General features: G+C 39.5%; 13 protein-coding genes. 7 read left to right on the top strand and 6 right to left on the bottom strand.

The features are described 5' to 3' along the window. The first annotated feature begins 170 nt into the window (after positions 1-170). A complete protein-coding gene (locus AN393_RS04560) occupies positions 171-1,613 on the top strand; it encodes a diguanylate cyclase domain-containing protein (protein ID WP_055017461.1) in 1,443 nt (480 codons plus the stop codon). A gap of 10 nt (positions 1,614-1,623) precedes the next feature. On the opposite strand, the gene AN393_RS04555 is transcribed toward AN393_RS04560, so the two are convergent. Then, positions 1,624-2,496 (bottom strand): SMP-30/gluconolactonase/LRE family protein, encoded by an 873-nt coding sequence (locus tag AN393_RS04555; RefSeq protein WP_055017460.1) that lies wholly within the window; start codon positions 2,494-2,496, stop codon positions 1,624-1,626. 354 nt (positions 2,497-2,850) lie between these two features. Here AN393_RS04555 and AN393_RS04550 point away from each other — a divergent pair, with 354 nt between their 5' ends. Next, on the top strand, positions 2,851-3,687 hold the full coding sequence (locus tag AN393_RS04550) for a patatin family protein (RefSeq protein ID WP_055017459.1): 837 nt from the start codon (positions 2,851-2,853) through the stop codon (positions 3,685-3,687). Here AN393_RS04550 and AN393_RS04545 read toward each other — a convergent pair. Genes AN393_RS04545 through AN393_RS04535 form a run of 3 tightly spaced genes read right to left on the bottom strand, consistent with a single transcriptional unit; the run spans position 3,679 to position 5,794 of the window. Then, on the bottom strand, positions 3,679-3,918 hold the full coding sequence (locus AN393_RS04545; RefSeq protein ID WP_055014456.1) for a hypothetical protein: 240 nt from the start codon (positions 3,916-3,918) through the stop codon (positions 3,679-3,681). The two genes, AN393_RS04550 and AN393_RS04545, sit on opposite strands and share 9 nt — an antisense overlap. After that, positions 3,915-5,510: a PepSY domain-containing protein gene (locus AN393_RS04540; protein WP_055017458.1), complete on the bottom strand. Its 1,596-nt coding sequence runs from the start codon at positions 5,508-5,510 to the stop codon at positions 3,915-3,917. Before AN393_RS04540 ends, AN393_RS04545 begins: the two co-directional genes overlap by 4 nt. After that, positions 5,507-5,794, bottom strand: coding sequence for a hypothetical protein (locus AN393_RS04535; RefSeq protein ID WP_055014531.1), 288 nt, complete (start codon positions 5,792-5,794; stop codon positions 5,507-5,509). Before AN393_RS04535 ends, AN393_RS04540 begins: the two co-directional genes overlap by 4 nt. 485 nt (positions 5,795-6,279) lie before the next feature. Between AN393_RS04535 and AN393_RS04530 the strand changes: the two genes are divergently transcribed. The 3 genes from AN393_RS04530 (at position 6,280) to AN393_RS04520 (ending at position 8,982) form a co-directional block, all read left to right on the top strand. Further along, entirely contained in the window at positions 6,280-6,501 is a 222-nt protein-coding gene (locus tag AN393_RS04530) for a hypothetical protein (protein ID WP_055014458.1), read from the top strand. Between the two features lie 184 nt (positions 6,502-6,685). Then, complete coding sequence (locus tag AN393_RS04525; protein ID WP_055014459.1) at positions 6,686-8,713, top strand: ATP-binding protein; 2,028 nt, start codon at positions 6,686-6,688, stop codon at positions 8,711-8,713. A 17-nt stretch (positions 8,714-8,730) separates the two neighbouring features. Then, positions 8,731-8,982: a hypothetical protein gene (locus tag AN393_RS04520; protein WP_055014460.1), complete on the top strand. Its 252-nt coding sequence runs from the start codon at positions 8,731-8,733 to the stop codon at positions 8,980-8,982. 111 nt (positions 8,983-9,093) lie between these two features. Here AN393_RS04520 and ahpF read toward each other — a convergent pair whose 3' ends face one another. Next, entirely contained in the window at positions 9,094-10,677 is a 1,584-nt protein-coding gene (gene ahpF / locus AN393_RS04515; protein WP_055017457.1) for an alkyl hydroperoxide reductase subunit F, read from the bottom strand. Between the two features lie 156 nt (positions 10,678-10,833). Then, complete coding sequence (gene ahpC / locus AN393_RS04510) at positions 10,834-11,403, bottom strand: alkyl hydroperoxide reductase subunit C (RefSeq protein WP_055014462.1); 570 nt, start codon at positions 11,401-11,403, stop codon at positions 10,834-10,836. A 256-nt stretch (positions 11,404-11,659) separates the two neighbouring features. Between ahpC and AN393_RS04505 the strand changes: the two genes are divergently transcribed. Both AN393_RS04505 and AN393_RS04500 read left to right on the top strand, forming a co-directional pair. Then, positions 11,660-12,079, top strand: coding sequence for a DUF3429 domain-containing protein (locus AN393_RS04505; RefSeq protein WP_055017456.1), 420 nt, complete (start codon positions 11,660-11,662; stop codon positions 12,077-12,079). Positions 12,080-12,146: 67 nt separating this feature from the next. Then, a complete protein-coding gene (locus AN393_RS04500) occupies positions 12,147-12,545 on the top strand; it encodes a hypothetical protein (RefSeq protein WP_055014464.1) in 399 nt (132 codons plus the stop codon). Positions 12,546-12,548 lie beyond the last annotated feature (3 nt).

Here is a 12,548-nt window from a genome sequence, read left to right as displayed (position 1 = left end):
GCAAATAAGCCGGCAGATGGCTTAGAGTAGAAAAGGGCAATGATATACAGTTGCAATTGTAATACGAAGCACCTTTAAACGCACTAAAAACTTAGCAAAATTGCTAAAACTGTACTAAACAATACATAAAGGGAATAACACATTCTATAAACAAGCAACTGGAGCAATGAGTGGGCTTAAAACAATTAGAGGATATTTGGAGTACTGTTAAGCTTATTCCATTTGCTGTTGTACTTTATGACGTTAAAAAACACACCTATAAAGCAAACTCGCAAGCACAGCTTATATTTGACCTACCTGAAAAACACACCCTAAACAAGGCTGATTTTAAGCACCTTAAGCTCAGCAGCCCTGAGAGTAGAAAACAATTTACGATTGAGCAATTGTTTGAAAAATACTTGGTGATAAATACTAACTGCCACGTATTATTACAAAAACAAACCAAAAGCCTGTTGCTAAATGCCAAACTCGCCCAGCTAAATAAACACTTACATATAGCAACGTTTGAAGTTATTGAGCACAACCAAGATGCGCAATATAACTTTGATAAAATAATCTCAAAAATTTCTACTGATTTAATAGATATCCAAAATGACAATATTGATACGCATATAGGGTTTGCACTTAAAGCCATTGGCACTGTTTGCCATGCCGATAGAAGCTACTTATTTAAATTCTCTGAAGATGGTAAGTCAATGCGTAATACTCATGAATGGGTTAATCAAGGCATTCAGGCGTTTAAAGAGCAGCTACAACATGTCCCAACAAACTCACTCCCCTACTTCGCTAATTTAATGGATACCACGCACTTATTTAAAGTAAATGATGTTGCCAGTCTCCCAATAAAAGCAACTAAAGAAAAACAAGAACTAGAGCGTGAAGGAATTCAATCAGTATTATGTATTGGCCTTCGCTACGATAAAGAGCTGGTAGGCTTTATAGGTTGTGACTGTGTAAAACAAAAACGCGAATGGACAGACCTAGATTTAATTAGAATAAAGCTTGTAGGCGAGATAATTGCTAACGCATTTAAAAATTTAAATTACAAGCAAGAACTTCAACGCATACAACAGCAGCTAATAACTGCGAATCAAAAGCTCAACCAACTTGTAAATACCGACAGCCTCACCTCAATTGCAAACCGGCGATGTTTCGACAAAGCACTAGAGAGTGAAATTAAGCGCTGCGCACGTGCTGAACAACCCGTTAGTTTAATTATGTGCGATATAGATTTCTTTAAAAACTACAACGACAGTTATGGCCATCAGCAAGGCGACGAAGCCTTAGTAAAAGTAGCAGCTGCGCTTAAGGCGCAATGCCGACGCGAGGGCGATTTAACCGCACGCTATGGAGGTGAAGAATTTGCCGTAATTTTACCGGCAACTAATGAGCAAGACTGCCTGCAATTTACCCGCTTAATTCAACAAACAATTAAAGCGGCAGGCATAAAACACAATAAATCTAGTGTAAGTGAGTACCTAACGTTAAGTATTGGTTTTTATTCTGCCATGCCGGATAAAAACAGCACACCGCAATGCTTTATAAATAAAGCCGACCAAGCACTCTACAAAGCAAAAGAAACAGGACGAAATAAAGTGTGCCAATTTAAATAACTAAATTCAATCATAGCATCACGGGCGGCTCTAGCTGCCCGTTTTGTATGCCTGTTATTTTAAATACATTACCTTGTAATGACTGGTTAGTTTTTACATTACTATCATCTGCAGACGTTACAAATAGCCACTGCGCGTTTTTGCCACCAAACACAACGCTTGTAGGCTTTTTAGCGGGTAATGGTTGTGTTTGTAAAACTTCCCCATTTGGGGATAAACACATAACGCAGCCCATATCCCACACTGCAAGCCATAAATTCCCTTGTGCATCAATCACACAACCGTCTGGGTCCACTTCAGTATTTTTAAATTGATAAAAAACACTCGCTGGTAAAATAGGCTCACCACTTTGTGGGTGTACATTCAAAGAAAAAATACAACTGGCTTTAGAGTCGCAGTAATACGCGCGTGAGCGTGCTTTATCAAAACAAAGACCGTTGGGGATGGTTAACCCTTGCACCACACAATTAAGCGAATTTTGATAAAATCGGTAAATTTTTCCCCCGCCTGAGCGGGCGCTTTTATCCATAGTACTTAGCCAAAACCCACCCCAAGGGTCGGCTCGGCCATCGTTAGCGCGTCGTGTAGGCTGGGTGTTTTCTAAAAATGTAAGCGTTTGGCGCACCCCAGAAGCTATATGGTATTTATAAATACCCGTACTGGTGCCAATAATAAGGTGTGCCTTGTCAAGCCACGCTAAGGCCGAAACCGTATCTTGCATTTCAACTTGAGCTAACGAGTCTGGTTTTGTCAGACACATACTCAGCAATAGATTTTTTTCTATGTCTACCCAAAATAGCGTTTCAAGCAAAGGGTGCCAAAGCGGGCTTTCACCTAACTTATTTTGTAGATTACTAAATACGGTCACATTTGAGTCAGTCATAAATAACGATTCTTTATTATTAACAAAGCCTTGTATTAATAAATACCTTATCAGAAATACCCGACACTTACGATTAATCAAAACACATTAACAACTAGGCACGTTTTCTAAGCTAAACAGTGCACTAATACTAAATAGCTTAATTAAGTGGCTTAGTCTCAAATAATAAACATGTAGATGACGGGGTTAAAGTTTCGTAATTCGTCTGTTTATATCAAAATTTTTAGCACCGCTAACATCACGTTTCATTCCTTAAATGAATTAAGTAATATGTCAGATGGGTATAATTATTTTAAGCATTTGATCGCGCTTTACTTAGTTAGTTGGTAATATCATCTAAAGGGAGGTAATAGTATGATTAATAATAACAATAAACATTCTTTAGTCGTCGAGGGAGGGGCAATGCGCGGTATTTTTGCCGCCGGGGTGCTTGATGAGTTTTTAGCGCAGCGTTATCAGCCTTTTACTAATTATTTTGGGGTTTCTGCTGGCGCTACCAATATAGCCGCTTATTTATGCCAACAACCTAAACGAAATTACCATGTGATTACCGATTTTTCGTGTCGGCCAGAATTTATTAACTTAGCGCGCTTTATCAAAGGCGGACACTTGTTTGATTTAGATTGGCTGTGGCAAGCAACCATTGATGAGATCCCGCTAAACACAAACACTTTTGCAAAAGCGGCTCATGAATTTTATATCGTCTCCACCGCCATCACCACAGGGCAACCTCAATACCTAAAAGCAACGAGCGATTTAATGATAGAGCAACTTAAGGCATCGTGTGCTATCCCTATTGCGTATCGCAACTACCCTATTATTAATGATATTGCGATGACCGATGGCGGCGTAGCAGACTCTATTCCTGTTATAAAAGCTTACGAAATGGGTGCTAAAGAAATAACCGTCGTACTTTCTCAGCCATTAGGTTATAGAAAAAAGCCAAATAGATCCCAGTGGTTAACTAAAAAACTATATAAAAACTACCCAGCTCTCATAAAAAGCGCGACGAACAGAGCGCACGTTTACAACAGGAGCATAGATTTTATTAATAACCCGCCTAAAGATTGCAAAATCAATGTCATTGCCCCACCGCCTCAATTTAGAGTGGGCCGTACAACCAAAAACGTTAAACGGCTCAACGATGGGTATAAAATGGGAATTGATACAGCCAAAGCCTTTTTAACTTAAGCGCTGTTTACCTAAATACACCGTAACCAGTATGCCCATTACGGTAAACGCTGCAATGGTGCATACAACACCCGCTATTATAGCGTAAACATGTATAAAACATGCCAAGGCAATAGCTGTTAAAACAAAACAGTACAGCCATTTATGGGTTACTTTGTAGTGCTTACTTCTCATTAATAATAAAGCAGCTAGTAAACACATTAACGCAATCACTATCGCCAAAGTATTCATGCTGTTTTTACCTCTGTAAGTGGCGTTGCTGCAGAGTGTGTTTTTAAGTACCCCCATAAAAACGCCAGTCCAACAATTAAAAAGCTGATATCGGTAACTACTACCAAGGTACTGTTTGCGTTAATAACATTATTTACACCTAACACGCTATTAAGTGGTAAAACACTCATTAGTGACAGAGCGCAAAATAGCACAGTGGCTTTAAAGTAGCTTTTATAGTTTTGCCAAAATATGGCAATTACTAGCCAAACTAACCACGAGTAAAAAAATAGCGGCCCAAAGTAAGCGTTGTGCTCAACACCTGCCACGGCATAATTTAAAAGTATTTGCATAGGGAATAATACACAACAGGCAAGCACTAAACCGCCGCAACTGCCTATAATAAAGCGGTTCCACTTTGCATATGCGCCAGCACTAAGCGTTGGTGTGCTACCTCTGCTACGCTTTGCTAACCACATCATCATGCCTGAAAGTGGCATTAAGGCACATGCTAAACCAAGCATTACCCAAAGTAGTTTCACAAATAATCCAGCAAAATTACCAAAGTGTAATGGGAAGAGTATTTCAATAATTTTAATTGATACCCCTGCTATATCGCCAAAGCTACTCATTGAAGCGATGTACTCCCCTTGTCCATTGTAATGCAATAGCTGAGAAGCCACAGCCTCGCCTCCTAAAAGACGTAAATACACTTGTGCGTTTGCATCGTTATGCGCCATTACCGTGGCATCTAAAATTACAGCATGTGGGTAGCGTTGCTGCGCATCACCTAAAATAGCGGTTATGTCAGTCGGCTGATTTACATGACTAATTATAGGTTCAGGGATAGCTGTAAAGGTTTCTATTAACTTATCTTGGTCGCCACCAAAACTAACAAAAGCGGCGGCAGGTAGTAAAATTACGGTGGCCAAGCCTAAAAATGCGCCGCTAAAGCCAATTACAATATTAAAAATACTGCCCCAAATACCCATTACTTTGTGGCCGTCACTAATAGTGACATCAAAACCTTTGAGCCATCTAAAGGTAAACAGTTCTTTAATTAATTTACGATGTATAAATAGCCCCGTTACCGTACTTACTAATAACGTTAAGCCCAAAAAGCCAGTTAAAATAAGACCTATAGGGCGCCCTAAATGTAAGTCAGCATGAAACTCAGCAATGTAACTAGCTGCATCTGTTTTTCTGTTGGCATAATATTGCTTACTTGGACCATAGTAGGTATTTACCAATGCTAAGCTTGCTGGGTCAAATTCAAATGCTCTAAGTACTTCTTGCTGGTAATTTTCATCACCATGGTGAGACTCGAATACTAAAGCAAGCAAGTGAAAATTATGCCCTGTCGGCATAAATACATGAATATTTTCACCAAACTCTTCAGGTACTTGTGCGTGGTAGGTATTTACTAACGAATTAACTTCACTATTAGGAATATGTTGAGTTTGATGCAACGATTGGTTAGCCCAAATTTTAAGCTCTGGTCTGGCAAGTACTGCAAGCGCACCAGTAAAAGCTACAATAAATAATAGAACAGCTGTAACTACACCCACCCAGCTATGTAATAGGAATAGCTTTTTTAATGTAATTGATTTCATCCTTGTCCCTGCACTAATGCTAAATAACTTAAAACTCCATGCACTAAACACAAAGTGATCATGAGTAAAAATGGTTGCCATGCTTTTTCGCAAATGTAGGCATAGATAAACAGCCCTACCCAAATAATGGGAAACAGTAAAATAGGCAGTAAAATTTGTTCACTCATTTGAAAGGGTAAATAGGTAGTCATACCGGTGATCATTACCGTAGCGGTCACCAGTGCTAATACGCACGCCATAAAATGGCGACGCTTTGTAGCGCTAAATGTTTTTTTATTATTCATTTTTAGCTCGTTTAAAAAAGTAGCAAGCGCACATCTTTGCGCATGCAAATAACAATTGTTCGCATTATATTGCGTATTTGTGAATATATGCAACAACTTATCGTTCTAATAAAAAACAAGCATACAATTACCCCTCAATAGCAAACTAAATGCACTTAAACTAAAAGTAGGTAACAGTCCAACACCAACTACAACAATAATGACCAGTCAGGGCTTGACTGCTTTGTAAGTTGTTAGACAACAATGCATGGGGCAGCTACTTTTAAATAGTACAAAGTATGTACCTTTAATGGGCTTAAATAGTATGGCGCTATCGAGCACATTAAGAATCCACGTTAAAAGGTAAGCTTTAATTTTTAGTGTCACTATTACTAATAATTGTTACGTTGTGAGCGCCTAGGCAATAAAAGCTAAAAGCCACTGGGCTACGCCTTAAATAAGCTGTAAAATTAACCGTTATACATTTGATTATATGAGAGAAAATTATGAGCGATAAAATTAATCCAGAAGCGTTACACGCGCTAAAAATTGCATTCACTTACATGCCACAAGCGATTGAAGTAACAAAATACGAATATGGAGAGCGCTATCAAACGGTGCTTGACCATATTGAAGCTGTGCGCGAAGTACTACTTATTAACGATGTTGATCCGGAGGAAGTCGGGGGCGACATAAACCCAGAATACACGCCTAATTCAACATATTAAGTAAGGTAAATTTTACTAATGACATACATCCATTAAGCGCGTGTATTAATTTCATAACCGTCTTTACTTCATAAATTTTTCAACGGTTTGTCTCTATTAGTATAAACTGTAACAAACTGGCTAAACAATTATGCCTATCTGCCGATACGCATAGCGATATAAAAATAAAACGAAGGTAATTGCAGTGAATTTTTTAAGGCGTTTTCACGATATAGTCTCAAACCAAACACTAGATTTTGACTCCAAAATAAAAAGTCTACTTGCGTTTGGTCTAGAAGTGTTTAGCCTTGATATAGCAATAATTAGTAAAATTGAAGCCAATACCTACACAGTACTCCACGCCATAACACCCGATAACAGTTTAGTTACTGGTACACAATTTGAGTTAGACGGCACCTATTGTGTTCATACTTTATCTGCAGGCTCAGCGCTTTCGTTTCATAAAGCCTCACAAAGTACGATTGCAAACCACCCTTGTTACATAAACTTTCAACTTGAATCTTACATTGGTGCACCCATAAAAATAGCTGATGAAACATTTGGCACCGTTAACTTTTCATCCCCTAACGAGTCAACTGCATTTAGCGACGAAGCGTACGATTACATAGAGCTATTTGCACAGTGGCTAGGCTCTGAATTTGCAAAAATAGACACCAAAGAGCAGCTTTTAAAAAATAGCTACACCCTATCTAAGCTTGAAAACATCGCTAACATTGGCACTTGGGAAGTCGATTTAATCGAAAATAAAGTGTATTGGAGTAAGCAAACTAAACGTATACATCAGGTTGCCGATGACTATCAGCCAATCATGGATAATGCAATTGAGTTTTACAAAGACGGCTCAAGCAAAGATGCGATAAATCAAGCAGTTGAAAATGCCATTAACAAAGGAGAAAAGTGGAATTTAGAGCTTGAGGTTATTACTGCACAAAACCAAGAAATTTGGATCTCGACCTTTGGAGAAGCCGAATTTCATGAAGGCAATTGCATAAGGCTATTTGGTACATTTCAGGACATAACCGAATCTATATTACTTAGAGAAGAACTTAAAAAGAAAAAAGCCGAAGCAGAGCATATGTTAGAAGATAGAAGTATGCTATTTGCTAAAATTAGCCATGAGTTACGCACCCCTCTAAATGGCATAACAGGCATGCTCACCACCCTAATAGATGAAAAAAACACTGAAAAACGAGACGAAAAAATAAAAATAGCGCTACGCAGCGCTGACATTTTACTTAACATAATTAATGAAGTACTCGATTTTTCTAAAATTAATCATGGTGAGTTAAAGCTAGAGCCAACCGATGTACTGCTAAAAACCATATTTAGTGACTTAGCCTCTTTATATACCCCCTTGTTTAAAGAAACCAGTGTTGAGTTAATCATAGAAAATACGATTGATGATAGCTGCTGGGCTTTTTGCGACAGTACCCGCCTTAGCCAAATTACCTCTAACTTATTAAGTAACGCATTAAAGTTTACCGAGCAAGGCCAAGTAAAACTCAACACCCAGCTCATAAATAATAACGATGCGTTATCTCTTGGTATCACAGTTTCTGATACTGGCCGCGGAATGACCCCCGCTTTTTTAGAGTCTTTATTTTCGCCATTTACACAAGAGGTTGATGCTAAAAACAATAAAGGGGGCACTGGTCTTGGCCTAGCAATTATAAAAGAACTTGTAGAATACATGGGCGGCACAATCACTGTGACGAGCGAGCTAACAAAAGGCTCTACGTTCAGTATTAATATTCCGCTAGAGCTTGGTAAAGAACAAATAATAGATGATATTCAATCAAAAATTGAGCTAAACAACCACTCGCTCAGTGTGCTTATTGTAGATGACAACGATATAAACCGCCGTGTGCTTGATGCCTCTCTTGATAAGTTAAACGTAAAAGCCGACTGCGCCATTGATGGTCAAGACGCTATTTTTAAGTGCAAGCAAAAGCATTACGACCTTATTTTTATGGATTGCATTATGCCGATTTTGGATGGCTTTGAAGCGACCAGAACACTAAGAACGCAGCGTATTTGCCCTAAAGAAAGCACCTACATTGTAGCCCTTACAGCCAACACCTCCTCGCAAGACAAGTTAGCTTGCCAACAAGCGGGCATGGATATGTTTGTCTCTAAACCGTTTAAGCTGCCGCAGATTGAAAAAGCGCTTGCCAATGCGCTCGAGCATACAACTAACGTTAACTCGCTTTAATTTAGTAAGGACATACTATGAGAAATATAATAAGAACATTACTTTTTACTGTACTGCTGTTAGCCATATTTAAAGGCATTTCTACAGGGCAATGGGGTTCATCAATAACCGTTGTTATTGTATCAAGCGTATTGCTATTAGTTACGTTTATCAGTGGTAAGGCATCACAAGGCCGTTCAACTTATACAAGCACTGACTCTTCAATTTATGCTAGTAATAACTCACACTCTAATAATGATTGCGGTGGGGATTCTGGTGGCTGTGATTAATAGAGATATTGTTATAAACATTAAAAAAGCCGCCTTTGGAGAGGGCGGCTTGGGTTAACAAACAGCATTTGGGTGTACCTTTTGCTGTTACATCAAGAGACGATTTGCCTATTAAGCTGCATTTTGGTCTTGATTACTTTGCTCGCTGTGGCGAATTAAGTAATCAAACGCGCCTAAGCTTGCTGTTGCACCACTACCCATTGCAATAATGATTTGTTTAAATGGCGTATTTGTCGCATCACCCGCACCATAAACGCCCGGTAACGAGGTTGCGCCTTTAGCATCAATTTCTATCTCACCAAATTTGCTTAGTGTAAGGTCGCTCTCTTTTAACCATTCGGTATTAGGGATCAAACCTATTTGTACAAAAATACCTGCAAGTGCTAATGATTTTTCCTCGCCTGTTACACGGTCAGTGTAATTAAGTCCGGTTACTTTTTTACCATCGCCTACCACTTCAGTGGTTTGTGCATTTTTAATAATAGTAATGTTACTTAAGCTATTCGCTTTGCGAACGAGTACTTCATCAGCGCGCAGCGTATCAGCAAACTCGAGTACAGTTACATGCTCTACAATGTTGGCTAAGTCGATTGCCGCTTCAATACCTGAGTTACCACCACCTATAACGGCAACTGGCTTACCTTTAAATAAAGGGCCGTCACAATGCGGGCAGTAAGCGACACCGTGGCCGCGGTATTCTTGCTCGCCAGGTACATTCATTTCACGCCAGCGTGCACCGGTGGCAAGTACTAACGATTTAGCTTTTAAAGTCGCACCGTTTTCAAGGGTAATTTCATAACCATTAGTACCGCGACCAAGCCCTGCTGCGCGTTGGTTATGCATTACATCTACATCATATTCCTTAACATGCTCTTCTAGCTGAGCAACAAGCTTTGGACCCTCAGTGGCTTTAACCGAAATAAAGTTTTCGATAGCCAACGTATCGGCAACTTGACCACCAAATCTATCGGCTACAATACCGGTGTTTAAACCTTTACGAGCAGAATAAATAGCGGCTGAGGCACCCGCAGGGCCACCACCTACGACAAGTACATCAAACTCATCTTTTTCACTTAGTGCTGCAGCTTGCTTAGCTGCGCCCTTCGTGTCTACTTTATTTAAAATGTCGGTCAAGCTTAATGCACCTTGGCTAAATGGTTCGCCATTTAAGTACACAGCGGGTACTGCTAATATATTGCGCTCTTCCACTTCATCTTGAAATAGTGCGCCGTCAATCATTGTCGCTTTAATTTTGCTGTTTGTTGCGGCCATTGTATTTAGCGCTTGCACTACTTGCGGGCACGTTTGGCAACTTAAGCTTATGTATACTTCAAAATTAAGTTCTTGTTCGAGTGATTGTATTTGTTCAATGTCTTCGCTTTTGGCTTTACTTGCGTGACCGCCAGTGTGTAAAAGCGCTAACACTAAACTTGTAAATTCGTGGCCCATAGGTACGCCAGCAAACGTAATGTGGGTGTTTTTTTCAGGTGAATGCACAACCATAGATGGGCGACGTGCGCTCGAGTCTGGGTTGTTAACTACCGTGAACTTGTCACTTAGCGAAGCTAAATCGTTTGCTAAGCTTTCTACTTCTGCTGATTTTTTGCTGTCATCCAAGGCAATAAGCAGCTCAACAGGTTGAGTAAGCGATTCAAAATGGCTTTTTAATTGATTTTTAATGTTGTTATCTAACATGGCTTAACCCTTTTTAGGAAAATTTAAACAGCAAGCCTCCCATGCCAACTAATGCATGTGCTAATGAGTCCGAGTTGAAATAGGAGGCACCAACAAACGAAATGATGTTGGTTTAAGGGCAGTTGCCTGCCCCTATAAAAGTGGGTAAACCTGTATTTAGATTTTACCAACTAGGTCTAGTGAAGGAGCAAGTGTGTCTTCACCTGGCTGCCAAGATGCAGGGCAAACTTCACCGTCATGCGTTGCAATGTATTGTGCAGCTTGTACTTTACGTACTAACTCTTTAGCGCTACGGCCAATGCCTAGGTCATGCGTTTCGATTACTTTGATTTCGCCCTCAGGGTTCATTACAAACGTACCACGAAGTGCAAGGCCGTCTTCTTCAATCATAACGCCGAAGCTGCGAGTAATACGGCCAGTTGGGTCGCCAATCATTGGGAATTTAATTTTACCAATGGTGTCTGACGTGTCATGCCATGCTTTGTGCGTAAAGTGAGTATCAGTTGATACTGAGTAAACTTCTACGCCCATTTCTTGTAGTTGCTCGTAGTAATCAGCAACATCGCCAAGTTCAGTAGGACATACGAATGTGAAATCTGCAGGGTAAAAGAAGAAGATTGACCACTTACCTAGTACGTCTTTTTCAGACACTTCTACAAAGTCACCATTGTGGTATGCAGTTGCGTTGAAAGGTTGAATTTTTGTGTTGATCAATGAAGTGCTCATAGTATTCCTCATTTATATTTAATGTATTAATTTAAGTTACCAAGCAAAGCTAAATTTATCGGCTAGCTCTGCTGGCTTGATTAATACAATAAGCCCATTGATAAATTAAATAAAATTGATTGTTTAGATTAAAACAATCGATTTTTAGGATTGAACTATCTGGCTGTACTATTCGTAAGTGATTAGTTAGCTATAAGTGATAAGAATACTGCTACAATAGCGGAGCTTAAAACATACAAACATAAGGCATGCTGTAATGGAAAAATTTGTTAATCATATTCAACTTGGCTATTTGGGGTTACTGCCCTTTTTAGGCTGTGTAGCGTGGCCGCTTATGTTTGGTAGCAACAGTATTAATCTTGAGTTTTTTACTTTTTATAGCATTGCCATATTGGCATTTATGGCGGGCAATTTATGGCGCGCTGGATTGCAAAGTTACGGCGATGCAATTAAAGCGGTTTTGCCCGTTATACCCATACCATTTTTATCGTTTATTCCGCTGGTGTGGGCGCTTGCCTGGTTAGGGGCAAGTTTTTGGTTAGTGCTTATCTTTGAGAAAGCCACACCACAATGGCAAACCTACCATCGTGATTATCAAAAAATGCGCTTTATTCTTACTTCTGTGGTATTTGTGTGCCACATACTCACCATTGGTATGAGCCTTTACCCAAAATAACCTTGCGCTGCTTAACCTACTAGGCGTAATAGTGTAACATCCGCGCACTGCTATTTAAGGACGCACCATGATTGATACATTACGCCAGCAGCTTAACGAGCTTGGCGAAAACTACGTAGAAAAAAACGCCGCTTTTAAAATTAAAGTTATTCCGTTTTTTTGCGCTATTAGCATTAAAAAAGATCACAAAAATGAAGGCCGGCTCAGCTTTTACTCAAATCAATTAATAGAAATACTGTTAGTGGTATTATTTATGTTGTTTGGGCTTACGCTTTATAACCCAGAAGCGGGTTTTACACATGGCCCTGTTCATATTGTGTTTGCTATTTTAATTACCTTTAATTTAATTTTAAAACAAATAGCCATTGAAGGGCTCAAAACACGCCTTGCGTTTTATCGTTTGCAGGGTGCTAATACAGCGCAACATGCGCAAAGTTCAGATCAAAACTCTCACACACCTAATTAAGTT

Origin of the sequence: Pseudoalteromonas sp. P1-25 (assembly GCF_001401805.1) — a bacterium.
Lineage (GTDB): Bacteria > Pseudomonadota > Gammaproteobacteria > Enterobacterales > Alteromonadaceae > Pseudoalteromonas.
Note: the sequence above shows the minus strand (reverse complement) of the source record. Positions and strands in the feature narration are given on the sequence as shown.

What these genes read in the sequence shown, in the direction of transcription:
- AN393_RS04555 (WP_055017460.1), bottom strand. Translation starts at nt 2,496, where the DNA reads ATGACTGACTCAAATGTGACCGTATTTAGTAATCTACAAAATAAGTTA.
- AN393_RS04550 (WP_055017459.1), top strand. Translation starts at nt 2,851, where the DNA reads ATGATTAATAATAACAATAAACATTCTTTAGTCGTCGAGGGAGGGGCA.
- AN393_RS04545 (WP_055014456.1), bottom strand. Translation starts at nt 3,918, where the DNA reads ATGAATACTTTGGCGATAGTGATTGCGTTAATGTGTTTACTAGCTGCT.
- AN393_RS04540 (WP_055017458.1), bottom strand. Translation starts at nt 5,510, where the DNA reads ATGAAATCAATTACATTAAAAAAGCTATTCCTATTACATAGCTGGGTG.
- AN393_RS04535 (WP_055014531.1), bottom strand. Translation starts at nt 5,794, where the DNA reads ATGAATAATAAAAAAACATTTAGCGCTACAAAGCGTCGCCATTTTATG.
- AN393_RS04530 (WP_055014458.1), top strand. Translation starts at nt 6,280, where the DNA reads ATGAGCGATAAAATTAATCCAGAAGCGTTACACGCGCTAAAAATTGCA.
- AN393_RS04520 (WP_055014460.1), top strand. Translation starts at nt 8,731, where the DNA reads ATGAGAAATATAATAAGAACATTACTTTTTACTGTACTGCTGTTAGCC.
- ahpF (WP_055017457.1), bottom strand. Translation starts at nt 10,677, where the DNA reads ATGTTAGATAACAACATTAAAAATCAATTAAAAAGCCATTTTGAATCG.
- ahpC (WP_055014462.1), bottom strand. Translation starts at nt 11,403, where the DNA reads ATGAGCACTTCATTGATCAACACAAAAATTCAACCTTTCAACGCAACT.
- AN393_RS04505 (WP_055017456.1), top strand. Translation starts at nt 11,660, where the DNA reads ATGGAAAAATTTGTTAATCATATTCAACTTGGCTATTTGGGGTTACTG.
- AN393_RS04500 (WP_055014464.1), top strand. Translation starts at nt 12,147, where the DNA reads ATGATTGATACATTACGCCAGCAGCTTAACGAGCTTGGCGAAAACTAC.